Annotated in this window: 22 protein-coding genes; 4 read left to right on the plus strand and 18 right to left on the minus strand. The window is 43.8% G+C overall.

From position 1 onward, the window contains the following. Positions 1–6: 6 nt before the first annotated feature. Genes K1J09_RS07925 through K1J09_RS07940 form a run of 4 tightly spaced genes read right to left on the minus strand, consistent with a single transcriptional unit; the run spans position 7 to position 4009 of the window. Entirely contained in the window at positions 7–831 is an 825-nt protein-coding gene (locus K1J09_RS07925; RefSeq protein ID WP_223323770.1) for a PTS system mannose/fructose/sorbose family transporter subunit IID, read from the minus strand. After that, on the minus strand, positions 818–1723 hold the full coding sequence (locus K1J09_RS07930) for a PTS mannose/fructose/sorbose/N-acetylgalactosamine transporter subunit IIC (protein WP_223323771.1): 906 nt from the start codon (positions 1721–1723) through the stop codon (positions 818–820). The genes K1J09_RS07925 and K1J09_RS07930 overlap by 14 nt, the downstream gene beginning before the upstream one ends. Before the next feature lie 25 nt (positions 1724–1748). Then, complete coding sequence (locus K1J09_RS07935) at positions 1749–2225, minus strand: PTS system mannose/fructose/N-acetylgalactosamine-transporter subunit IIB (RefSeq protein ID WP_002898809.1); 477 nt, start codon at positions 2223–2225, stop codon at positions 1749–1751. Continuing rightward, the gene (locus K1J09_RS07940) at positions 2222–4009 is read right to left on the minus strand and encodes a glycoside hydrolase family 35 protein (protein ID WP_223323772.1); all 1788 of its coding nucleotides are present in this window, start codon (positions 4007–4009) and stop codon (positions 2222–2224) included. Before K1J09_RS07940 ends, K1J09_RS07935 begins: the two co-directional genes overlap by 4 nt. A gap of 139 nt (positions 4010–4148) precedes the next feature. Here K1J09_RS07940 and K1J09_RS07945 point away from each other — a divergent pair, with 139 nt between their 5' ends. Then, complete coding sequence (locus tag K1J09_RS07945; RefSeq protein WP_002907683.1) at positions 4149–4865, plus strand: GntR family transcriptional regulator; 717 nt, start codon at positions 4149–4151, stop codon at positions 4863–4865. Between the two features lie 323 nt (positions 4866–5188). Here the strand turns inward: K1J09_RS07945 and dhaM are convergent, their stop codons facing one another. Genes dhaM through dhaK form a run of 3 tightly spaced genes read right to left on the minus strand, consistent with a single transcriptional unit; the run spans position 5189 to position 7141 of the window. Further along, a complete protein-coding gene (gene dhaM / locus K1J09_RS07950; protein WP_002898815.1) occupies positions 5189–5563 on the minus strand; it encodes a dihydroxyacetone kinase phosphoryl donor subunit DhaM in 375 nt (124 codons plus the stop codon). Then, positions 5563–6141, minus strand: a complete 579-nt coding sequence (gene dhaL / locus K1J09_RS07955) for a dihydroxyacetone kinase subunit DhaL (protein WP_223323773.1) — start codon at positions 6139–6141, stop codon at positions 5563–5565. The genes dhaM and dhaL overlap by 1 nt, the downstream gene beginning before the upstream one ends. Before the next feature lie 10 nt (positions 6142–6151). Then, positions 6152–7141, minus strand: coding sequence for a dihydroxyacetone kinase subunit DhaK (gene dhaK / locus K1J09_RS07960; protein ID WP_223323774.1), 990 nt, complete (start codon positions 7139–7141; stop codon positions 6152–6154). Between the two features lie 217 nt (positions 7142–7358). On the opposite strand from dhaK, the gene K1J09_RS07965 reads away from it, so the two are divergent. Together K1J09_RS07965 and K1J09_RS07970 are read left to right on the plus strand one after the other, a co-directional pair. Beyond that, positions 7359–7955 (plus strand): TetR/AcrR family transcriptional regulator, encoded by a 597-nt coding sequence (locus tag K1J09_RS07965; RefSeq protein WP_223323775.1) that lies wholly within the window; start codon positions 7359–7361, stop codon positions 7953–7955. Further along, positions 7952–8518: an NAD(P)H-dependent oxidoreductase gene (locus K1J09_RS07970; protein WP_061585371.1), complete on the plus strand. Its 567-nt coding sequence runs from the start codon at positions 7952–7954 to the stop codon at positions 8516–8518. The genes K1J09_RS07965 and K1J09_RS07970 overlap by 4 nt, the downstream gene beginning before the upstream one ends. A 266-nt stretch (positions 8519–8784) precedes the next feature. Here the strand turns inward: K1J09_RS07970 and K1J09_RS07975 are convergent, their stop codons facing one another. From K1J09_RS07975 to purD, 6 genes are all read right to left on the minus strand, one after another. Beyond that, positions 8785–9645, minus strand: a complete 861-nt coding sequence (locus K1J09_RS07975; RefSeq protein ID WP_223323776.1) for a hypothetical protein — start codon at positions 9643–9645, stop codon at positions 8785–8787. A gap of 9 nt (positions 9646–9654) precedes the next feature. Continuing rightward, on the minus strand, positions 9655–10947 hold the full coding sequence (gene purB, locus K1J09_RS07980) for an adenylosuccinate lyase (RefSeq protein WP_223323777.1): 1293 nt from the start codon (positions 10945–10947) through the stop codon (positions 9655–9657). Beyond that, the gene (locus K1J09_RS07985; RefSeq protein WP_223323778.1) at positions 10944–13508 is read right to left on the minus strand and encodes an SIR2 family protein; all 2565 of its coding nucleotides are present in this window, start codon (positions 13506–13508) and stop codon (positions 10944–10946) included. The genes purB and K1J09_RS07985 overlap by 4 nt, the downstream gene beginning before the upstream one ends. Continuing rightward, a complete protein-coding gene (gene purK / locus K1J09_RS07990) occupies positions 13501–14592 on the minus strand; it encodes a 5-(carboxyamino)imidazole ribonucleotide synthase (RefSeq protein ID WP_125348028.1) in 1092 nt (363 codons plus the stop codon). Before purK ends, K1J09_RS07985 begins: the two co-directional genes overlap by 8 nt. Further along, positions 14579–15067, minus strand: coding sequence for a 5-(carboxyamino)imidazole ribonucleotide mutase (gene purE / locus K1J09_RS07995; RefSeq protein ID WP_101772133.1), 489 nt, complete (start codon positions 15065–15067; stop codon positions 14579–14581). The genes purK and purE overlap by 14 nt, the downstream gene beginning before the upstream one ends. Before the next feature lie 286 nt (positions 15068–15353). Continuing rightward, the gene (gene purD / locus K1J09_RS08000) at positions 15354–16616 is read right to left on the minus strand and encodes a phosphoribosylamine--glycine ligase (RefSeq protein WP_223323779.1); all 1263 of its coding nucleotides are present in this window, start codon (positions 16614–16616) and stop codon (positions 15354–15356) included. A gap of 320 nt (positions 16617–16936) precedes the next feature. Between purD and K1J09_RS08005 the strand changes: the two genes are divergently transcribed. Beyond that, positions 16937–18892, plus strand: a complete 1956-nt coding sequence (locus tag K1J09_RS08005; RefSeq protein ID WP_223323780.1) for a GBS Bsp-like repeat-containing protein — start codon at positions 16937–16939, stop codon at positions 18890–18892. Positions 18893–19028: 136 nt separating this feature from the next. Here the strand turns inward: K1J09_RS08005 and purH are convergent, their stop codons facing one another. Genes purH through purF form a run of 5 tightly spaced genes read right to left on the minus strand, consistent with a single transcriptional unit; the run spans position 19029 to position 24156 of the window. After that, positions 19029–20576, minus strand: a complete 1548-nt coding sequence (purH, locus tag K1J09_RS08010) for a bifunctional phosphoribosylaminoimidazolecarboxamide formyltransferase/IMP cyclohydrolase (protein ID WP_223323781.1) — start codon at positions 20574–20576, stop codon at positions 19029–19031. Between the two features lies 1 nt (position 20577). Continuing rightward, a complete protein-coding gene (locus tag K1J09_RS08015; protein ID WP_060976550.1) occupies positions 20578–21042 on the minus strand; it encodes a GNAT family N-acetyltransferase in 465 nt (154 codons plus the stop codon). Positions 21043–21086: 44 nt separating this feature from the next. After that, complete coding sequence (purN, locus tag K1J09_RS08020) at positions 21087–21638, minus strand: phosphoribosylglycinamide formyltransferase (RefSeq protein WP_223323782.1); 552 nt, start codon at positions 21636–21638, stop codon at positions 21087–21089. Beyond that, entirely contained in the window at positions 21635–22657 is a 1023-nt protein-coding gene (purM, locus tag K1J09_RS08025) for a phosphoribosylformylglycinamidine cyclo-ligase (RefSeq protein ID WP_223323783.1), read from the minus strand. Before purM ends, purN begins: the two co-directional genes overlap by 4 nt. Positions 22658–22716: 59 nt before the next feature. Further along, the gene (gene purF / locus K1J09_RS08030) at positions 22717–24156 is read right to left on the minus strand and encodes an amidophosphoribosyltransferase (protein ID WP_032915588.1); all 1440 of its coding nucleotides are present in this window, start codon (positions 24154–24156) and stop codon (positions 22717–22719) included. Positions 24157–24159 lie beyond the last annotated feature (3 nt).

Here is a 24159-nt window from a genome sequence, read left to right on the forward strand (position 1 = left end):
ACTCCATTATTCTGGTACTTGTCCCAGCAGGAAGTAGCCGATAGCAGAGAAGCTTACTGCCATGATAATGATAATGAAGATAGCCTTAGTAGAGTTCATTCCTTTCTTGCCCAAGAGCCAGAAGATAAAGCCTGTAAAGACTGCTGGAATCAAACGTGGGAAAATCAGATTCATCATGTCTTGGAAATCAATAGCTTTTTCACCGATGTTCCATACCCAGGATACTTCAAAGTTGATCATAGTAGCAATCAAACCACCCACCATAAAGATACCCAGCACAGAAGCCGCTTCAACAAGAGCTGTCAAAGTACTTTGCATGTTGGTAATGAGATTGACACCTTCTTTGTAGGCGAATTCTAACTGTTTCCAACGGAAAATGTCATAAACAACTGCTACAGCAATCCAAAGGAAAATTCCCCAAGGCTGACCTGCTATAGCCATGGTAGCAGCGATAGATCCCATGATAGCTGGTACAAGTGAGCCAAAGATGGAGTCTCCAAGAGGAGCAAATGGTCCCATAAGACCTGTCTTGATACCGTTGACCGCATCTTTTGATTTAACCCCGTCTTTTTCTTCCATAGCTAGGTCAAAACCTGCAATAATGGTGTGGAAGAAAGGTGAGGTATTGAAGAATTGCGTATGCAATTTCATCATTTCTTTCAATTCTGGCGTGCCATCTCCGTACATTTTGCGCAGCTGAGGCAAGAGCATGTAGAGATAGCCAGAACCTTGCATCCGCTCGTAGTTCCAGCCTAATTGGAAAGTGAACAAGCTGCGTTTGTTAATTTGTTTAAAATCTTCTTTTGTTAATTTATAATTAGAGTTCGTCATCTTCAATTTCCTCACTTTCTGATTTTGTGCTAGCAGCTGGAGCAGCAACTACTGTTCTTTGGCTGTATTTGAAATGCTGTACTGCAAGGAAGATACCAAAGATAGCTACACCAATCATAGACAAGCCTTTGAAGTTGTTGGCAAATGTGATCGCAGCATCTTTTGGAAGAGTTCCAACAATACTAGATACAGCCCCACCCAAAGTTTGAATATTTGAGTAAAGAACAGTCAGCATAGCAGTCAAGCCAAAACCAAGAGCTAAGTAGTGAAGATTACGTTTAACTGGAAGGTAACGAAGCAAGATAGCAAACCCGAGTCCTGGAAGCATACGACCTGCCAGTGTCAAACCTGCAGCCAGCCATTTCACACCAGCAACACCATCTACTATCGCTTGTACAAATGCTCCACCAAATGCCAGAGCCAGAAAGACTGGGAGGGCACGAGACAGAGCCCAAGGAAGGGCACCTAAGAGATAGTTGCGTTCAATACCTTTATAGTCAAAGCGTTCAATTGCTGCATCCACACGGTGCGCGAAATAAGTCGTTGTCATACGGCCCAAGATATCGAAGTAAGTCAACAAAGTTGCTACCGGTACTGCGATTGTCGCGATAGCCAACTCCGGCTTAATGCCTTGTGCTACGGAGAAGGCTGTCGCCAAAACTGCACCTGATGTCGCATCAATACGAGAAGCCCCACCAAATGTCCCTACACCAAGAACGAACAATTGCAGGCTACCACCGATAAACAAACCGGTCGTCAAATCACCCATAATCAAGCCAGTAATGAATCCAGCAAATACAGGGGATCCTGCTGACGAAACGATGGTCAACTCATCACAGATTTGATAAGCTGAGTACAAAGTGAGTAGTAAAATTTGCCACCATTGTATCATAACAATGTCCTCCTAAAATTTTGTCTTATTTTAATAACTTCATGAAATCCTCAACCGGATCGTTGGGAACCATTTGCGCTGTCAGTTTGACTCCTTTTTCATGCAGCTTGTGAAAGGCTTCAACATCTGCGTCTACCACGTTGATAGAGCGGGTAATGGAGCGAGTTTCATCTGACTGAGACATATTGCCGACGTTCAGCGTTTCCAGCGGAACACCAGCTTCGACCAACCGCAGGAAGCGGTCTGGCTTGCGAGCGACAATCAAGAGTCGCTGCGAATCATACTTTCCAGCCAAGATATTTTCTGCTGCCTTAGCAATCGGCAAGACACTAAGTTTCACACCAGCTGGCGTTGCGAGCTTGAGTCCGCTCTTTTCGATAGCATTTTCAGCCACCTCATCGTCAATCACCATAATGCGTGAAATGTTGAGCTTGGTAGTCCAAAGATTGGCTACCTGTCCATGGATTAAACGTCCATCGATACGTGCACCTACTATTGTCATAGATTTTCCCCCTTTATTGTTTTAAATGTAGGTTGGTTAACTAAGTGAATGGTTTCGCTGTAGATCCCTTCTGTCTCAAAGATAATGATGCGATTGTCGCCTTCTCTGAGCAGGCTGTGCGGGATATAGAGCGATAGGGTCGGTCCGACATTCCAGAAACGGCCAATGCTGACACCATTGACAAAGACGACGCCCTTGCCAAAGTCGGACAGTTCCAGATAAGTATCTTTAAGCGCTTTCATTTTAAAGTCAAAAGCGTAGAAAGCTGGTTGTTTTTCTTGCCACCCTTTTGAAAAGTCAATCTTTTCTGGATGGTCCAGCGGCAATGGGTAATGCTGCCAGTCAAGCAGGAAGTGCAGATCCTTGCAGACACCGGTACGAATGCCCTTCTGCTGGGTATCTGCCAGTAGCTTGTGCCCATAATTGACCCGGCCCATATTTTCCATCAGAATGTCAAGCTGGTGCTCTGCCTTTTTCTGACCGTCCACCATAATATCCTGACCGATTTCTGTCTGGTACTGGGTTGCTATGTGCTGACCGTCCACATAGAGCTGCATACGGTCGCGGCCGTCAATGACACGAAGCCTTTCCTGATCAGCATCCCAACTAGCCCAAGTCCGATAGAGCAAGTAGCCGACATTTTGCCCCAGCTCTTCCATCTTCATCGGATAGAGACTTTCGATAGGCTCTGCCAAGTCAGGCAGGGTCTCAAAGAGACTGACCTTCTGACTGAGCGGAATATTCCTAAGCTCAAAAGACTCTTTCACCAAGGGCTCCATCTGTGGATACTCTGGATAATGCTCTTTCAGCATCCTCTGGACTGCATAGTACTTATCCGTCGGATTGCCACGCTCATCGAGTAGAGCATCATAGTCATAGGAAGTTACCTGTGGCAGGTCAATGACACCTCTGGCCGAACAGCCATTCATAAAGCCAAAATTAGTACCGCCATGAAACATATAGAGATTGATTGACGCCTGCTGGAGCACTTCGTGAACAGCTTGAGCCAGTTCGTCTGGATCTCGCTTGATGATAGGCTCTTTCCAGCGATTGAACCAGCCGTCCCAGAACTCCATACACATGAGCGGCCACTTTTTACCATGCTCGTCAAAAAATTCCTGCATCTGGGCAAAATTGTAATCTGCCTTAGAACCAAAATTTCCTGTCACAAAGACATCGTCATCAATCAGAGTACCAGCTCGAAGCGTAGCCCGCCAAGGCCCGTCTGAAGTAAAGAGCGGACAGGTTACACCTCGTTCTTCCATGAGCTGTCTGATTGCTCTTAAGTAGGCCTTGTCTTCCCCATAAGAACCGTACTCATTTTCCACCTGCATCATGAGGATATTTCCCCCATTGTCCAGTAGCCTTGGAGTCAGTCGCGGCAGCAGCTCGTCATAATAACTGGCTACAGCCCACAGAAAGGCCTCGTCTGATGAGCGGATGCGCATATTTTCATTGAGCAGCCAGGCCGGCAGACCACCGAACTCCCACTCCGCGCAGATAAAAGGCGAAGGGCGGATAATGGCATAAAGTCCCAAATCCTGAGCTGTCTGTAAAAATGCCTCAATATCTAAAATCCCTTGGAAGTTAAAGACACCTTTTTGAGGTTCGTGCATATTCCAGGGAAGATAGGTCTCCACTGTATTAAAGCCCAGAGCTTTGAGATTATAAAGGGAATGATACCAATCCTCAGGCTGTACCCGAAAATAGTGAATGGCTCCCGATAAAATCTTAAACTCCCGATCATCCAAACAGAAGGAATGACCAATTTTGAATCTTGCCATCTGATGTTCCCTCAGTTATAAAACCGCTTTCATCTCTTATTAATATTAATATAATAAATTTTTGCATAAATGTCAACATTTTTTTTAAAAATATGTTAAAATCTTAAGTAAGAGAAGTAAAAAAAGAGAGGTGAACAAAATGGCTATTCCAAAATACCAACAAATCAAAGATGAGCTCAAGCAGCAAATCATTTCTGGCAAATTTGAAAATGGCGATAAGTTTTACACAGAAGCTGAGCTGATTCAGATGTTTAATGTCAGCTCCATTACCGTTGTCCGCGCTTTGAATGAACTGGCCAATGATGGTTACATCATCCGCCAACAAGGCAAGGGAACCTTCGTTTCACGTGCAAGAAAGCACAAGCTAGTGGAATTTTCTGACGTTGAGACCTTCCCTATCCAAAAAGATAAGGTGACTGTTCTCTCCATCAAGCGTGGGAATGACCTGAAAATCTTGGATAAGCTAGAACTGGCACCAACGCAGTTCTACTATAAGATTGACCGGATCAGACGGACTGGCGACAAAGTCTATATCTATCACCAAACCTATATCCCTGAGCAGTACATCAATCCTAACTATCCAGATATGGACTACTACAGCTCTATCTACAATCGCTTCAAAACTGACTACCACATTCACATGAATGATGAGCATTTTGAAGAAACCAATGAAATTGTCTTCCCAACACCAAAAGATGTTGCGAAAGTACTGGAAGTTGATACCAACTTCCCGACCGTTCATCAGGTGAAGATTACCCAGCTGGAAAGCACTGGACAGATCTTAGAGTACAGCGAAACTTACAAACGCGGTGACTTCTTCAAGATTAAGTTCATTTCCTGCAATCGGGACCACTAAGATTAAAAACGATGGCTTCTAATCGGCTGTCGTTTTTTCATCTTGTGTACTTATATCTATTATAAGTCTATCTATACCAATTTGCAATCCATTCTAGTAATTTTTGTTCATTAAAAAGTGAATTGTGTCAAAAAGTAAACATAGCCTACGTATTTGTCCTATTTTTAATCAATTTAAAGAAGAAAAAATAAGAAACACTGGCTCTTCCCCTGAAAATTGGTACAAGGATAAAGCAAAAAAGCTGGGATTAAATCCCAGCTTTTTGATATAAAATGTTCTTCATTTTGCAAATAAAGTCGTTTATTAAGTCTCTAGAAAACCTGCTATTTCTTTATTTCTAATTCACGGACCTGAAGCAAAACATTAGGCAAATCTGCCCCGGCCTGAAGAAGAGCAGCAGCCGTATAGGCTCCTTCTACTAAGGGAACATTATTGATAATGATTTCCTTGTCAGAAAAGTCTGCGACCATTTCTAGATTCATGCGAGCTGATCCCAAATCGAAAAAGGCCAAAATAGTGTCTTTGTCATTGGCATCTAAAGCTGCCTGAATACCTTCAAAACTGGTACCAATGCTACCGTCGTCCAATCCGCCCACATAGCTGATGGCCACATCTGCCGCCACCTGCGAAATGAGGTCAAACAAGCCTTGGGCTAGGTTTTTGGAATGGGAAACGATAAGAATGCCGGTATCTGCCATCAGCCTGCCTCCGTTTCTAGAAGAGCCTCAAAGAGGAGACCGGATGAAGCCGAACCGGGATCAATATGGCCGATAGAACGCTCACCGACATAGGAAGCCCTCCCCTTGGTCGCTTTCAGATCTTTGGTCGCTTCCACTAGAGAACCAATCTTTTCATGCGTCAAGTCTCCAGACTGCAGAGAAACAGGAATTCCTGACCAGACATCCACCATGGTCTTCTCACCAGGCACAGCCTTGCCCCGCTTCTGAATCATGTCCAGCCCAGCTTGGATAACTTCTGACAAGCCTTTGCCGTCTTTTTCAGCTTTGGCCATGCCCATGAAGGCCGAGCCATAGAGAGGTCCGGAAGCACCGCCCACCTTGCTAATCAGCTGCATGGAAACAGCCTGAAAAACCTCAGCCGCACTGGTAAAGTCCTTAGCAGCTAGACTCTCTACTGCTGCCACCATTCCCCTGGCCATATTGGCGCCATGATCACCATCGCCGATGGGAGTATCAAGGTCAGACAGATAGTCTTTCTGACTCTGGATCTTCTCGTTGAACAACTGCATCCATTTTTTTGCTCTTGCTGCGTCCATAAGCACCTCCTTACCAAGTGGCTGTCGTGACAGAACTGTTGAGAGCTGTCAGCCAGTCTGGCTGGTCCAGCTCGATAAAGGTCAGAGAAATCCCAGCCATATCAATGGAAGTCATGTAATTACCCAGCTTTTTATAGACAACTTCGACTCCAGCTTCTGCCAGAAGATTTGCTACATCGGCCGCGAAGACATACTGCTCCATAAGCGGTGTTGCACCCATACCATTGATAAGAATACCAATTTTCTTGCCAGATTTGAGCTCAACAGACTGACTGAGCTTTTCGACCAATTCTTTAGCTAAGTCCTTAGACGGCTGCATCTTTTCCTTGCGATAGCCTGGCTCACCATGGATGCCAATACCGAACTCTATCTCATCATCAGCCAAAACAAAACCAGGCTTGCCGACTTCCGGTACGGTTGCCCCGCTCAGAGCCAAGCCAACCGTGTGAATATTTTTGACCAGCTCATCAGCCAAAGCCTTGATTTCAGTCAGAGATTTGCCTGCACGCGCCGCATCCCCTAGAATCTTATGGACAAGAATGGTGCCAGCCACTCCACGGCGACCTTGAGTATAGAGACTGTCTTCCACTGCGATATCGTCATCTACGACGACACTAGCCACCTCAATTCCTTCCATCTCAGCCATTTCCTGAGCCATTTCAAAGTTCATGATGTCACCGGAGTAATTCTTAATCACCATGAAGACCCCAGCTCCCTCATCTGCTTCCTTGATAGCCTGCAAGACCTGGTCTGGTGTTGGTGAAGTAAAGACCGCTCCGCAGATAGCGGCCGACAGCATGCCCTCACCGACAAAGCCAGCATGGGAAGGCTCATGACCACTGCCACCGCCAGAAATCAAGCCAACCTTGCCTGTCTTCTCACTCTTGCGGGCAATAATATCAAAGCCCTCCACCCGATAAACCAAATCGCTGTGAATATAGGCCAAGCCGTCCAGCATCTCGTCCACAACCGCTGTTGGATCGTTGATAATTTTCTTCATAGTTGTCCTCCGTTTCTCAGCGTTTCTTTACAATTGAACAATTTGCCCTAAAAAGAAAGCGCTATCATTTCAATGTTATTTTAACATTTTATCTTACCGAAAGCAAATTCTGCCACATCCTAGACTAGAAGAAAGCATCAAATTATTTGACAATAAAAAGTAGACAGTGTATACTAAAGATAGATAAGTAGACAGTGTATACTTTAGGAGAAAATGAATGAAACGCAATACTGCCCAGCTGAAAGAACAGCTCATTCAAACGGGGATTGAAGAAATCGGAAAACACGGAATTGAACAGCTCTCGCTCAGGACTGTTGCCAAGGCCTGCGGTGTAACTCACGGCAGCCCTTACCGCCATTTTGAGAGCAAGGAAGGCTACCTCAAGGTGGTTTTGACCCAGCTTTCGCTCTTTCTCAATCAGGAAATCAATGAAAAGATTGATGCGACAGCTTCTGCGCGTAATCAGCTAACCCAGCTTGGTCTTAATTTCATTATTTTTGCCAAGACCTACCCTCATTTTTTCGAAGCTCTCTTTATCAAATTTCCTTTTAAATATATGAAGGTGACGCAGGACACCATTCTCTTGGAGTCTGACCTGCCTGGATTTGATAAATTTAAGGAGCTCGTTTTAAAGCTTCGCAAGGAGGAAAAGTTTAACAATAGCGAAGCAGAAAGCCTTTTTCACTTTTGGAGCTTTATTACAGGTCTGGCCGTTCTGACCAACAGTCCTATCGGACAAGACCTTGATCCTCAAGCCATCCAAAGCACGATCGAGCACATGCTTGACATTTATATCAAAGGAGAACGATTATGAAAACCTTGATTATTTACACCCACCCCAGTCCAACTGGCTTCAATGCTGCTATTCTCAAAGAGGTTCAAAGCAACATTTCTAAGAAGCACGAAGTGAAAACCTTGGACTTGTATGCTGAGAATTTTGACCCGATCTTGCGCTTTGACCAAGAACACAGACGCCGTGACCTGCATAAAGACCCTGAAATGGCAAAATACCGGGATTTGATTACTTGGGCAGACCATCTGATTTTCATTTTCCCTATCTGGTGGAGCGGTATGCCGGCCATTCTCAAAGGCTTTATCGACCGCGTCTTTGCAGCTGACTTTGCCTACTCTTATAAGAAAGTCGGACTCCAAGGCCACCTACAAGGGAAGTCTGGCTGGATTATCGTCAGCCACAATACTCCAGGTTTTGCTCTGCCTTTCGTCCAAGACTACGGCAAGGTACTTAAAAATCAAATCCTGAAACTTTGTGGTATTTCTCCAGTCAAACTGACCGAGCTCAACGGAGTAGAACGCAAAACAGACCAACAACGCCAAGAAATGCTCAAGAAAATCGGGCAACTGGCTAGTCAAATTTAAGGTAAAGAAAATGGGAGTGGGAAAGAACTTCAAACAAGTTAAAAAGGTTCGTCTTCCCAGCCCCGCACAGTTGATTAAGTCATCTTTGAAGCTTAAAAAGCGAAGGAAGATGCCAATCAACCACTGCATTATTTATTTTTCTAATTTAAATTCAAAAGCCTGGACTTTTTGCCCAGGCTCGTTTTTTTGTTTAATCCAGCCCTACGCGCTTTTGTGGCATAGCAAATTTGCTTATTGATGATTTTTAAAGATTTATAATATGTATGCTATATTATTTTGAAAAAATCTTGGATCCACGAGATTAGTATACCCGAAGCCATCAAGTATGAAAACAAAGAAAATAAAATAATCATAGTAAATAGAACAATTTGCGATTCCAAAAATGCTGTATTATGTATAGCTCTTTTTATAAATTCAGGAACTTTTATTTTTCTTGCAACATGAATTAATAGGTTTCTAAATATCATAAAATATGCTACAAATTGTTGGATAACTGCGATTGATATACCTATTATTTTATACACGCTTTTAACTAGCTCACCATTTGTAAAAGTCGCTGACATGCCTTCTGATAATTTTAATAAATTAACGCCATAATAAATAGTAAGCATAGAGATAGGTATCGAATAAATAAGATAAATTAATGTAGATTTTTGAATACGACCACTAATCGCAACAATGAATAAAATTACTATTGAGGAAATTAGAGGAACTAAACCATACCATTTTAAAACTAGTGAAATTTCATTTTTATACTCTATAAACATAGAAACTATTACAACAATACCAATTAACGATAAAATAATAATTCCCCAAAAATCATCATTACTCATATTTTTATTAGTTTGATCTTGCTTAGGTTTCTTTTTTATTTTAAAATCCAATCCTGGTTTATACCTAGGCGTTGGAATTATTATTGTATTTTCTGAAATTTCTAGTGAGTTCTTATTAAAAAAGTTTGATAGTTTATTACTCCATTCAGAAAACCTTGGACCTATCACCGGTAGTTTCTTCAATACTTTGTTTAAAATAAAGAATGCACCACTTGCAATTAAGCCCTGAATTACTCCATCTGGCGTTGTTTTAATTATATTAGCAAACCAACTTAGTATATTATCTACATTCATTATCTACTCTCACAATCCAATACGGTCAAAGATTTCATCTACGCGTTTGGTGTAGTAAACTGGGTTGAAGATTTCATCAATCTCTTCCTGAGTCAGACGGGAAGTGACTTCTGGGTCCGCTTCGAGCAGAGGCTTGAAGTCCACTTGATTGTCCCAAGACTGGGCAGTCTTTGGCTGCACCAAGTCATAGGCTTGCTCACGCGTCATGCCTTTTTCAATCAAGGTCAACATAGCCCGCTGGCTGAAGATAAGACCAAAGGTTGAGTTCATGTTGCGCTTCATATTTTCTGGGAAGACAGTCAAGTTCTTGACGATATTACCAAAGCGGTTGAGCATATAGTCGATAAGAATGGTCGTGTCCGGTGCGATAATCCGCTCAGCTGATGAGTGGGAAATGTCGCGCTCATGCCAGAGAGAGACATTCTCAAAGGCTGTCACCATGTGACCGCGAATGACCCGCGCCAGACCAGTCATATTTTCAGATCCGATTGGATTGCGCTTGTGAGGCATAGCTGAAGATCCTTTTTGCCCCTTGGCAAAGAATTCTTCCACCTCACGCTGCTCAGACTTTTGCAGACCACGAATCTCGGTCGCCATGCGCTCTATAGATGTCGCAATCAAGGCCAAAGCAGAGAAGTATTCAGCATGGAGATCACGTGGCAATACTTGAGTCGAAATTTCCTGCGGACGGATACCTAATTTCTCACAGACATAACTTTCCACAAATGGTGGAATGTTGGCAAAGTTCCCAACCGCACCAGAAATTTTCCCAGCTTCCACACCCGCCGCCGCAATCTCGAAACGTTCAATATTGCGCTTCATTTCGCTGTACCAAGTCGCGAGCTTAAGGCCGAAAGTCGTAGGCTCCGCATGCACCCCGTGGGTCCGTCCCATCATGATGGTGAACTTGTGCTCCCGCGCCCGCTCCGCAATGATGTCAGTGAAGCGACGCAGATCCTCACGGATGATGTCATTGGCCTGCTTGTAGAGGTAACCATAGGCTGTATCCACCACATCGGTCGAGGTCAGGCCATAGTGCACCCACTTGCGCTCCTCGCCCAGCGTCTCAGAAACCGCCCGAGTGAAGGCCACCACATCGTGACGCGTCTCCTGCTCAATCTCCAAGATGCGGTCGATGTCAAAGCCTGCCTTCTCGCGAATCAAGGCCACATCTTCCTTGGGAATCTCACCCAACTCAGCCCAGGCCTCATCAGCCAGAATCTCAACCTCCAGCCAAGCCTTGTACTTATTTTCCTCAGTCCAAATGTTCGCCATTTCAGGGCGAGAGTAACGGTTGATCATGTCGTTTCTCCTTCATCTAAAATAATATTTTTATAAGGATTCTTTTGAAAAATGTCCTTTAAAACTTCAACATTCTCATTGCCTTCGAGTTTTCTTCTAGATATATATAAATAATCATTATTCTCTATAGCTAAACTACTTTCTTTATATCTATTATCGAACCATAAAATATTATTCTCGTATAGGTTTTTAAAAAATTCTTTGAGTTCTGTGCTATGATTTATGATAAAATCTTTGATTTTTGATGCACTTTCCAAGTTTTTAAAGTCTTCGTGTACAAAACAAAACTGGTTTAATATCATTCTAATTGCTTCTCCTCTGAAGCCAACATTATGATTCCTTATTTTTATCAAATTTTCTTCAATATAGTTTCGGGATAAAGCGACAATATTCTCATTTTCTATGGAATCAGAAATATTAGTAATACTCTCACTTATATGACTTGTAGTTATTATTCCTTTGTCATTGAAAACTTTATGTATCACTTCATCAACTCTATTAGATAATATATAGAAAATATTTGTATCGTATGTAGGCAAGTAAACTTTACCTGATTTTACATACCAATTTGCTAACATGTCACGAAACTCCATTGAACGTCCAGAATAATAATCAGGCATTGGTATCGAATTTTCACAAATCGAATCTAATTCCTCTAAATATTTAGGTAAATTCAATCTGCAATACTCATTTTCTATTTGTGTTACGACATTTTCTGGTAAGTTAATAAAACTTCTATCAAGTGGGATTTCAATATCTTGTGTCTTGTCTAAAATAATCAAAGGTAGTCTGCTAATATCTACTAGCGGCTTCTGGCTTCGGTCCCAATATGACCACTGACCATAACGATAATAGTTAGTATAATAGTCAACTTTTACAAGCATGTCCCCATATAAAGCGTAATTCGACAACTCTTTCAAATTGCCTTCTGTAGAATCATCGACACCATTTGAATACATAAAAATTTTGTATGGTTTCTCCAAAATACAAATAAAATCATCTAAATTTATTTTTTTAAAACGATCGGAAAAGTTAGTTTCATTCGTAGTGACATCAAAACTTATATCTCCTCCTCGAATAACATCAAATAAACCAAAAAATTCCAAAAATTCTGGTGCATATTTTTCTTTTTTTAGTTCATCTCCATATTCTTTTTTCAATTCCAATCTAACAAATGTATATGAATCATCTTCAAAATACGGGTTGGTATTATCCATCTGAACTTCTTTACTTTCTTTAGTTGGATCTGTATACATCCTAAATGAAATCGGACTGCCCCCACTCTTCTTAGTTTGCACAAAAATTGAATCGGAAATTAGAAACATTGCCAATGCACCTATTCCAAAATGTCCCACTAAATTATCAACATTACTTACTTTTCTTTTGCCAGATTTTCCAATTGTTAAATAATAATTTTTTATCTCATCTATTGACATACCTATACCATTGTCTAGAATCGATAAAAACATTACTCCATTTTTTTCCTCTACAGAAATTTTTATATTGTAGTCCCTTTTAGCTACTTTACATGCATCCATAGCATTTTGAAGCAACTCTCTCATGACAACTTTTGGATATTTCTGACCTTTATAAAGTGGCATAATAAAATGATTGACAACATCATTCTTTGAAACTGCAAATTCTAAATTGGCAGACTGTAATGAAATATCCCTCAATACTTCATACAATTGTTGATAATTATTTCTTAAGTAAAAAATATTCACATTAATGAGCAATCCATTTAGAAGAGCTAATTCTTCTTTTTCCAAAAAGTACTCTGGCTTATCATCGGAAGAATAAGAAATAATAAATACTCGTTCTTGAAATTGTTTTAAGTCTTTTTGACTTAACGTTGCAGTCAAAGTCGTAAGTATATCTTTGATATTTCTATCACTCAAACTATAGCCTAAGAATATTATTGGAGATTCTACAAATATCGTTAACAACTTAGAATATATATACTTACTTTTTTCAAAAAATTGGTCGTAATCAGATTTTGTAATAATCATAGATGATGGTTTGTCTATAGAACCATGAATCTTATAAAGCTTTTTATTTTTTGTCTCGGAGGAGAACAAATCATCATTGTGAATATAAATCTCTTCATTTTCAATATTGAAAACACTTTTCTCTAGCAAGGAATCATAGTTTGTTGTGATTAATTTTTGGTAATCAATACCGCCAAGTATTGAAATTTCTTTCTCATATTCAGAATTGTCAACTGTATATTCGTTTAAGATTTGAGCAATTAACTCTCTGAAAGGCCTTCTTATATCATCGCTTTCTAATAATGATTCTTTTTTTAACGTTGTAAAATAAATCGCTTCTAGTCTTTCCGCAATTTCTTCATAATTATCACTGGTCCATCTCTCCAATAAACTTTTATCTATTTCTAGTTCTTTAGAGATTTTTTCTAGTAAACCCCACCAAGTAGGAGATTTCAAATATCTCTGAGATAAACCTGAACCAACAAATAAAACTGGTTTTTGATTTAGTTTAGATAGTTTATTAAACCCATAGTCAATATTCTTCAAATCATTGAAATCAACTTTATTACTCATTCTTTCCTTCCCCAAACTCAACCACACTATCCGGCGCATCACTAAACAAAGTTACATGCCCCATCTTGCGGTTGTGCTTCGCTTCTATTTTACCATACAGGTGGAGGTGGGCGCTTGGATTTTCTGTGACATATGTTTCGGCGGCCTCGACATGCTGGCCTAGGACATTAAGCATAACAGCAGGCGCATGCAATTTGATAGCCGGCAATGGTGCTCCCAGAACGCCCAGAATATGAGTGTCAAACTGCGAGAAGTCGCAGGCTTCGATAGAGTAGTGGCCAGAGTTGTGTGGCCGTGGGGCAATCTCGTTGACAATGATGTCATCAGATGTCGCAAACATTTCCACGCAGAGGGTTCCAGACAAGTTAAGTTGGTCTGCGATTCGCACCGCCATGGCTTGGGCCTTGTCTGCTAGACTATTTGAAATGCGAGCTGGCACAATGGTCTTAGACAGGATATTGTTGCGGTGGATATTTTCCTGAACCGGGAAAACCGTCACATCCTTGCCATTTCCTGACACAATAACAGAAATTTCAAGATCAAAGTTGACAAACTCTTCCAAGACACAGTCTGCCGAGTCAGCTAACGCATAGGCTTCTTCCAAGTCTGCTTCTGAGCTAATGACCTTTTGTCCATGCCCATCGTAGCCACCAGTCGCAGTCTTGAGGACATAGTTTTTCGACAGGTCAATATTTGCCAAGTCTTGGCTAGAAGTCACGACCTTGTAGGGTGCCACAGTGACTTGGGCCTTGTTTGCGAGAAAGTCCTTTTCAAAAATCCGATTTTGAGAAATGCGGAGCAGGTCCGTCCCTTGAGGGAGCTGACCATCCTTGATAACGGCATCCAAACCGTCCGCATCGACATTTTCAAACTCATAGGTCAGGACATCGCAACGCTCAGCCAGCTGACGCAGAGCATCCACATCGTTATAAGGCGCCACGATAATTTCTGCCACGCGAGAGGCTGGACAATCCGCTGCTGGATCCAGCGCGATGACCTTATGCCCCATGTAGATAGCAGAAATGGCCATCATCTGGCCCAGCTGACCGCCACCGATGATTCCGATTGTTTTAGATGAGCTCATTGCTAGACTCCTCAGCGATTTTTCCTTGTTCCTCTGCAAAATCAGCTAGCGCTGCTGCTAGGTCTTGGTCTTCAATCGCCAAGATCCGAAGGGCTGTCAGGGCAGCGTTTGTCGCCCCTGCTTCACCAATAGCCATAGTTGCCACAGGCACACCGCCCGGCATCTGCACAATCGAATAAAGCGAGTCCAATCCGCTGAGAGCGCGTGATTTGACAGGTACACCGATGACCGGCAGAGTGGTTTTAGCCGCTACCATTCCTGGCAAATGGGCTGCGCCACCAGCACCTGCGATGATGACCTTGATGCCACGACTGCGGGCTTCTTCTGCATGCTGAAACATGAGGTCAGGCGTGCGATGAGCAGAGACGACTTTCTTTTCGTAGGCTACACCGAAGCGGTCTAAGACTTGGGCAGTTTTTTGCATAGTTGCCCAGTCGGATTTGGAGCCCATGATGATGGAAATAATTGGTTTCATTGTTAATATCCTTTTTCTTTTTGATAATGGTTTTAAGTAGTGGGTCAGAAGCAAACCTTCGGGTTCATTCCTAAAATTTGAGCCCGAAGTCTCAAATTTTCCCTAGACCAGAACATACACTGTTCTGGTCTTTTCACCACGGCGACCTTTATCGTATTTAGCGACTGCGTCGCCTAAGCTAGCGCTAGTATTGAAAATACTCGAAGAAATTCTCAGAATGACAGGGTAAAGCGATAAAGTTCGAACTGAAGCTTTAACACAGTCAATCGTAGATTTTCGAAGAGTTTTATTTAACCGCCTTGTTTCCAATATCCGTACGGTAAAAGAGACCTGTTGTGTCTTGTTTTTTTAGTTGATCGTAGATTTTTTCCTGCGCAGCTGAGACGGTATCTGCTGTGGTGACCAGCATGTACACTCGGCCGCCATTTGACAGCAGTGCTCTGCTATTTTCCGCAAACTTAGCTCCAGCATAGTAGGTGATGATGTCGCCATCTGTCTTGTCCGGCAGAGGCAGGCCTTTCTCATAGTCCAGCGGGTAGCCCTCTGATGCGACAACCACGCCTAGGGTCACTCCCTCATCCAGCCAAGTGATAGCAGGCTCTTTCTTATCCAAAATGTCCGTGATGTTCTGCGCAAAGTCAGACGTCAAGCGCGGCAGGATAATCTGGGTCTCCGGATCGCCGAAGCGCGAGTTAAACTCGATGACCTTAGGGCCATCTGCTGCCAGAATCAGCCCAGTGTAGAGCACGCCAAGATAAGATCGTCCCTCAGCTATCATGCCTTTGAGAACTGGCTTGACAATCGTCTCAATTGACTGGGCCACCACGCTTTGTGGCAGGTGAGGCACTGGCGCATAAGCTCCCATGCCGCCTGTATTGGGCCCCTTGTCCCCATCGTAGGCCCGCTTATGGTCCTGAGCCGTCGGCATAATGTAAAACTTATCACCATTGACAAAGGCAAAGAGAGAGAACTCCTCGCCATCCAGGAACTCTTCGATAACCACACGCGCACCTGAATCGCCAAATTTATTATCCAAGAGCATCTCCTGCACTGCCTCAACCGCCTGCTCAACGGTCTCCGCTACGACAACACCCTTGCCCAGAGCCAAGCCGTCCGCCTTGACCACGATAGGTGCTCCCTGCTTTTCGATGTAGGATTTGGCTTCCTCAAAGTCGGAAAATGTGCCATAGGCTGCTGTCGGAACACCGTATTTGACCATGATTTCCTTGGCAAAATCCTTGGACCACTCCAGCTCCGCTGCTAGACGAGATGGACCGAAAGCCTTGAGCCCAGCTTGGTTAAAATCATCCACAATTCCAGCTGCCAGGGCATCATCCGGGCCAATAAAGGACCAAGCAATGTCATTCTCCTTGGCAAATTCGATTAGTTTAGAATGTTCGGAAATTCCAATATCGACTAGGTCCAGCCCATCCAAGGTCATGCCATCATTTCCAGGTGCAACAAACACCTGCTCCACACCCTGAGATTCCAATAACTTTTTGGCAATCGCATGCTCACGACCGCCTGAACCAACAACCAAAAGCTTCATAGCTAAGATACCTCAATATCCAATATCACAGGCGCTTACGCACCAAACTAACACATCATGTAAAAATATAGCATTTTTACGAATTATTTATCTAAATTATATCACAATCGTTCGTTTTATTCCATTCTAATGAGAAAAAGAATATCTCTTCCATATGATTGCCGTAATTATTGTTGGCTTCAGCCTTCTCCTTTTTGAGTGGTTTGTACCCATTTTAGACAAAAAATATTCAGGGCTTGTCAAATTTACTATCATTTTCAAACAAGTTTTCCGAATAATACAGGTGGGCCCATCCAAAACCATTCTCACAAAGGAGTTTTATGAAGAAATATCAAAAACTGTTTTTATTATCCGGAGCTGTCCTAGGTCTCTTTGCAAGCCACTCAACAGTTCATGCGACCGAAACGCCTGAATCTGAAGTCAAAATTCTAGGCCCTACTGATCGTGCCAGCAATGTCAATGTGACTGTGAACGATCGTACAGCCTCTATTAGTTATACCCGTTCCCAAGCTCAAGAACCTCATCGTATTCTCCACGCTGTTTGGTCTGATGAGAACGGGCAGGATGATATCAAATGGTATGAAGCGCCATCAACAATTACTACTAACACTGACATTGACTTAAGCAACCATCCAGGATATGGTACGTTTCATGTTCATACCTATATTGATCTCTATGGAAAATTAATTGGACTGAATGGAACGACCTTTACTCTCAACAAACCAGCCGTTAATGTCACTTCTAATATCCTAGGGAAAACCGCTCAAATTCACTTTAATCGCAATAAAGACCAAATAAATTCTAATATTTTACATGCTGTTTGGTCTGATGAAAATGGACAAGATGATATCAAATGGTACAATGCAGGACAAGATATTACTGAATTTGAACTTTCAAATCACAAAGGCTATGGAACTTATCACATTCATACTTATGAAAATAAAGATGGTAAGATGATTGGCTTAAACGGAACCACTTTCAATTTAGAAAAACCTAATCCTACTGTTGAAACCAGCTTCCCTCAGACAGGTATCATGGAAATTACTGTCAAAAACTTACCTGACACCATGCATCGAATTGTTCTTCCAACTTGGTCTGAGAAAAATGGGCAAGATGATCTACAATGGTATGAAGCAAGCAAAAATCCAGATGGTAGCTACAGCGCTCGGGTGGAACTCAGAAAGCATAACTACGACACAGGGACTTACAATATCCACCTTTACGGCCAAAGCTATGTTAAGTCTGACTTAACAGGTCTCTCAGGGACTACTGTACAAATTGATAGTGGAAAATTGCCTTCTGAAGAGGAGCAAAAGCCGCTTTTTACTATAGAAAATATCAACCCCAAACAAGGAACCTATACCGTAAAAATCACTGAAACAGCTTTATCTAAACCCATAAAGTCTGTCCAAGTTCCCATTTGGAGCACTAGCAATCAGAGTAATCTTAAATGGTATAAGGCAACGCCTAACGGAGACGGAACCTTCAGTGCGACCTTTGATATCCGCAATCATCAGGCTTTGTCTGGGACCTATAATAATCATGTCTATGTCACTTACAATGATGGTAGCGAACACAACTATGCCGCAGATTCCGTCTCAATGTCTACCGACCAAATTCAAGCCAAGGTTGCAGTCAGGAAAACTGAGGCCAATCGCTATGAGGTGACCGTGACAGACGCGTACGGAGATGGCGATATTGTTCTGCCAACTTGGTCAGAAGTCAATGGGCAAGATGATATCAAATGGTATACTGCAAATAAGGTCGGCAATGGAACATACAAGTTTACCGTAGATACTCAAAATCACAAGGGGAGCGGCCTATTTAACACCCATGTCTATCGTAGAAAAGCGGGACAACTGACTGGTCTGACTGGAACTAGCTATCAGGTTGAGAAATCAAGCGTTCAATCAGCTAATATTCAGCCTAACTATGCCGCTGCTAATGCGACAACTTATCCTGTCGGTCAATGTACTTGGGGAGCCAAGGCTCTAGCTCCTTGGGCAGGAAATTACTGGGGCAACGGAGGTCAATGGGCGGCTAGTGCCAGAAGAGCTGGATTCCGTACCGGCAGTAGGCCTGAGGTTGGCGCCATCGCCTGCTGGGATGACGGCGGCTACGGCCACGTCGGTGTTGTGACTCATGTCGAATCCAATACCCGCATCCAGATCCAAGAGTCTAACTACCTCGGCAAGCAGTACATCAGCAACTTCCGTGGCTGGTTTGACCCAACTGCTTCCTACTGGGGCCGCCTGACCTATATCTATCCTAAATAAGTCGCTTTCGCACTCCTCAAAACCACTTCAAACCAGTACTTTGAGCAGACTGCTACTGCTTAGTTTGTTCATGATTTTCATTGAGTATAAGACTACTCAAAAATCCTCGGGTCAAGCCGAGGATTTTTTCTATTTCTTAATGCCTAAAATGCCGTACGCCAGTGAAAATCATGGTTAAGCCATGCTTGTCAGCCGCGATAATAGATTCCTCATCACGGACGGATCCACCCGGCTGGATGATAGCTTTGATACCAGCTGCCGCGATTTCTTCGATATTGTCTGCAAAGGGGAAGAAGGCGTCAGAAGCTAGAGCAGCACCGTCAAGGCGATCTTTGGCTTGCTCAATAGCAATCTTGACAGAAGCCACACGGTTGGTCTGACCGGGACCGACTCCCAGCACCTGACGGTCATTGGTGATGATGATACCATTAGATTTGACATATTTGACGGACTTCCAAGCAAATTCCAAAGCCACACGCTCCTGCTCACTCGGCTGCCGCTTGGTCACGACCTGCCAATCAGCTGGATTTTCCTCGATAACATCTTGGTTTTGCACGAGGAGACCACCCAGGACACCGGTCACTTCCTTCTCTGCTCCAGAGGCTGCCTGCGCATCAAAAGCCAACTCCAAAATCCGCAGATTTTTCTTTTTATTGGTCAAAATAGCTAGCGCTTCTGCCGTGTAGCTCGGTGCGATGATGATTTCCAGAAAAATACCGTGCATCTTCTCAGCTGTCGCAGCATCCACCTCACGGTTGAGGACGACAATCCCACCAAAAATAGAAACTGGATCAGACTCATAGGCATAGTCCCAAGCTGTCTCGATATCATCTGCCTGACCGATACCACATGGATTCATATGTTTTAGCGCCACAACAGTTGGGCTATCTTTGAAATCACGAATGATCCGAATGGCCGCATCGGCATCGCGAATGTTGTTGAAAGACAACTCTTTTCCATTCAGCTGCTTGGCGGAAGCGATGGAATAGTCCAGTGGCAAGGCCGTCTGATAGAAATCCGCATCCTGCTGGGGGTTTTCCCCGTAGCGCATGGGCTGCTTGAGTTCATAGGTCAAGGTCAGCTTTTCAGGCTTGCTTTCGCCCACCTGATCCGTGAAATAATCTGCAATCAAAGCATCATAAGCTGCTGTATGACGGAAAACCTTGGCTGCCAAACGTTGCCGCGTTTCATAGGTCGTTTGGCCATTTGCTGCCAACTCTTCCAGAACAAGAGCATAATCAGCCGGATCTACAACAACTGTCACGCTGGCATGATTTTTAGCCGCAGAGCGAAGCATAGAGGGCCCACCGATGTCAATATTTTCCACCGCGTCCGCATACTCCACACCTGGCTTGAGAATGGTTTCTTTAAAAGGATAGAGGTTCACCACTACCAAGTCAATGAGCTCAATCTGATTCTCCTTGGCCGCTTGCAGGTGGCTATCCAAGTCCCGACGAGCCAAGAGACCTCCATGAATGTTTGGGTGGAGGGTCTTGACACGGCCATCCATCATCTCTGGAAAACCAGTCACATCATCTATAGCAATGGTGCCCACTCCTTCATTGTCTAAGGCCACCTTGGTACCACCAGTTGAGATGATATCCCAACCCAGAGCTTTCAGCTCTTTCGCAAATTCTACAATACCTGTCTTGTCTGAGACACTGATTAAGGCTTTTTTCGTCATTCTATTCCTCTTTCTTTAGGTCCAAACGCATAGCGACTTCGTTATTTTCTTCTATAAATCCTGTTTCCTGAAAACCCAGACTAGTTAGCAGGTGCTTCATTTTTTCATTTCCAACTACATAATCTGCAATAATATGACTGCAAGCTCTATCCATCTGAGCCTTTTTGATCAGAACTTCCAAGGCTTTTCGACCATAGCCTCTTCCTTGGTACTGCTGACCAATCATTATCCGCCAGATAAAGTATTCCGCTTCATCCTTGTCTATTTCCAGCAGGAGAAAGCCAACCACTTGCTCATCCCAATAGATTGCCATCGGAAACACATCTTCATTTTTCCGGTAGAGCCATGCGTCAGCTAAAGAGCGTACATTTGAAGCTACGAAACGTGCTTGTTCATCAGCTTCTGATATTTTTAAATCCAGCACTGCCTGAAAACTGCTCTCATCTACTAATTTCAGCTCAATCATTTTTTCTCCTAGCAATATTGCACAATCAAAACTTGATTTACTTCTTACTTTCTCCCCACCCCTAAACTCTCCAGCACTTGTGAATAGAGCTGATACTCGGCGGCATGGATGCGTTCTTCAAAACTTTCAATCGTATCATCAGCTAGTCGAGGCACGCGCACTTGCTGGATAATTTTTCCAGTGTCCACACCCGAGTCCACCCAGTGAACGGTCACACCGCTCTCAGAGACGCCAGCCTGCCAAGCATCCTCAATGCCATGAGCTCCTGGAAATTCAGGCAGATAAGCAGGATGAATGTTGATAATCCGGTCTTCATAAGCTGCCAATAAGGTTGGTCCAACGATTTTCATGTAGCCTGCTAGGCAAACTAAGTCAATCTGGTGCTCTTCTAGCAGGTCTACAATAGCTTGCTCGTAAGCCGCCTTACTGTCAAACTCTCTAAGCTCAAAGGCATAGCTTTTGACACCTAGCTTATCCGCCCGCTCGAGCACATAGGCATCTCGATGGTCTGAAAAGACAAATTCAACAGGAAACTGCTCAGCAATCACTTGGAAATTTGAACCATTTCCCGAAGCAAAAACGGCAATTTTTTTCATTTGATAAGGACACTTTCACTTTCTTTTTTGACAATCCGGCCGACTTCATAAACAGGCTCGTCAAGAAGTTCTTTGACACGATCCACATTTTCAGGAGCTACGGCCAAAATCACCCCTAACCCCATATTGAAGATTTCAAACATTTCTTGGTGCTTGATATGACCATATTTTTCTAAAGCCTTAAAAATCGGCAAGACTGGAATCTTGTCTTCTTCAATCTCAGCAGCCAAGTCATCGGCAAACATGCGGGGCACATTTTCGATAAAACCGCCACCAGTAATATGGGCAATCCCATGAACCAGCTTTTCCTTAATCAGCGGCAGCAAAGCCTTGACATAGATACGAGTCGGCTCAAGCAGCACTTCCTTGAGTTTCTTACCTTCCAATTCTGGTAAGACTTCCTCACCCGTATAGTCTGCAAAGACACGACGGACAAGGGAATAACCATTTGAATGGATACCGCTGGAAGCCAGCCCCAGAAGCACATCGCCCTCAGCGACTTTAGAGCCGTCAATAATCTCCGACTTCTCAGCAACCCCAACTGCAAAGCCAGCCAAATCATAATCATCTTCACCGTACATGCCAGGCATTTCAGCGGTTTCCCCGCCAATCAAGGCAGCTCCAGACTGAACACAGCCTTCAGCCACACCGGCAACAACTTGCTCTAGCTTTGCTGGCTCATTTTTCCCAGTGGCAATATAGTCCAGGAAATAAAGGGGCTCCGCACCTGCAGCGATGATGTCATTGACACACATAGCCACACAGTCCTGCCCAATGGTATCGTGTTTGTCATACTGAATGGCCAGCATGAGCTTGGTTCCGACCCCATCCGTACCAGAAATCAACACTGGCTCCTTGACCCCAGTCTGAGACAGGTCGAACATGCCGCCAAAGCCTCCCAGCGCCCCCATGACACCAGCCCGCTCTGTACGTGCCACATGCTTTTTGATTCGCTCAACTACTTCATAACCTGCTTCAACATCCACACCGGATTGAGCGTATGCATTTTTATTTGTCATAATTTTCTTCCTTACTCTTATTTTTGAAAAAGATTGCGACAACTACCGCTGACCTCGTTTTAATAAAAACTCGTCTTTTCCTTCAGGCTTTCCAGATAGCGCTCTTCATAGTCATAGAGCGGAGTTGGATACTGACCGTCAAAGTAAGCCACACAAAGTCCGCCATTCGGAGCATCCGTCTCAATACCAACTGATTCAATCAATCCTTCCAGCGACAGGTAAGTCAAGCTGTCAGCTCCTATAATCTCACAGACCTCATCAACCGTATGGTTGGCCGAGATGAGCTCGCGCCGATTCTGAATATCAATGCCGTAGAAACATGGATATTTAAGCTCCGGGCTGCCGATAGCTACATGGACTTCAGCTGCACCTGCATCTCGTAAGAGCTGGACGATGCGTCGGCTGGTTGTTCCCCGCACGATAGAGTCATCCACCATGACCACGCGCTTACCCTTGACAATGCTGGAAACAGCAGATAATTTCATCCGAACTCCTTGCTCTCGCAACTCCTGCGTTGGCTGGATAAAAGTCCGTTGGATGTATTGATTTTTAATCAGGCCCATTTCATTTGGCAGACCAGACTCTTCGGAAAAGCCAGAGGCCGCTGACAGGGAAGAATTAGGCACACCGACAACGATATCTGCCTCATGTTGGAATTCCTGAGCCAGTCTGCGGCCCATCCGTTTGCGGGCTGCATGGACATTGACCCCGTGAATGACGCTGTCCGGCCGAGCAAAATAGACATATTCCATTGAGCAAATAGCCAGCTGGGTATCTGTCGTATAGCTGTCGTAGGTCACACCTTCATCATCGATAATCACGATTTCCCCTGGCTCAAGGTCGCGCACCCATTCGGCACCCACCACTTCAAAAGCACAGGTTTCACTAGAAACGACCCAAGCCCCATTTTTCATACGGCCGATGGACAAAGGACGAAAGCCATTAGGATCCAGCGCAGCGTAAAGCTTGTCCTCTCTCATGATGAGATAGGCAAAGCCGCCCTGAACTCGTCTCAAGGACTCTTTGAGCTTGTCTAAGAAGTTTTCCTGCTTACTATGGCGAATCAAGTGCATGAGAATTTCCGTATCAGACGAGCTGGCAAAGATAGAACCCTTCTTTTCCAACTCCCGTCTCAGTGAATGGGCATTGGTCAGATTGCCATTATGCGCCAAGCCCATCTGCATATCATAGAAACTGAAGAAGAAGGGTTGAACATTATTGATGGAGGCCCCACCAGACGTTGCATAGCGGACGTGGCCAATGGCTGCTTCTCCTGTCAGATTATCCAAGTCTGCTGGGTTTTTAAAGACCTCTGCAACCAATCCCAAATCGCGGTGGCGTTTGAGCTTTCCGTGGTCGTTTGACAGGATACCAGCTCCTTCCTGACCGCGGTGCTGCAGACTGTGGAGTCCGAAATAGGTGACCTGAGCCGCCTGTGGATGTCCCCAGATTCCAAAAATACCGCACTCTTCATTCAGTGACTTTACTTCGTATGTCATTGT

Source organism: Streptococcus sanguinis, from assembly GCF_019928825.1.
GTDB classification, from domain to species: Bacteria; Bacillota; Bacilli; order Lactobacillales; family Streptococcaceae; genus Streptococcus; species Streptococcus sanguinis_L.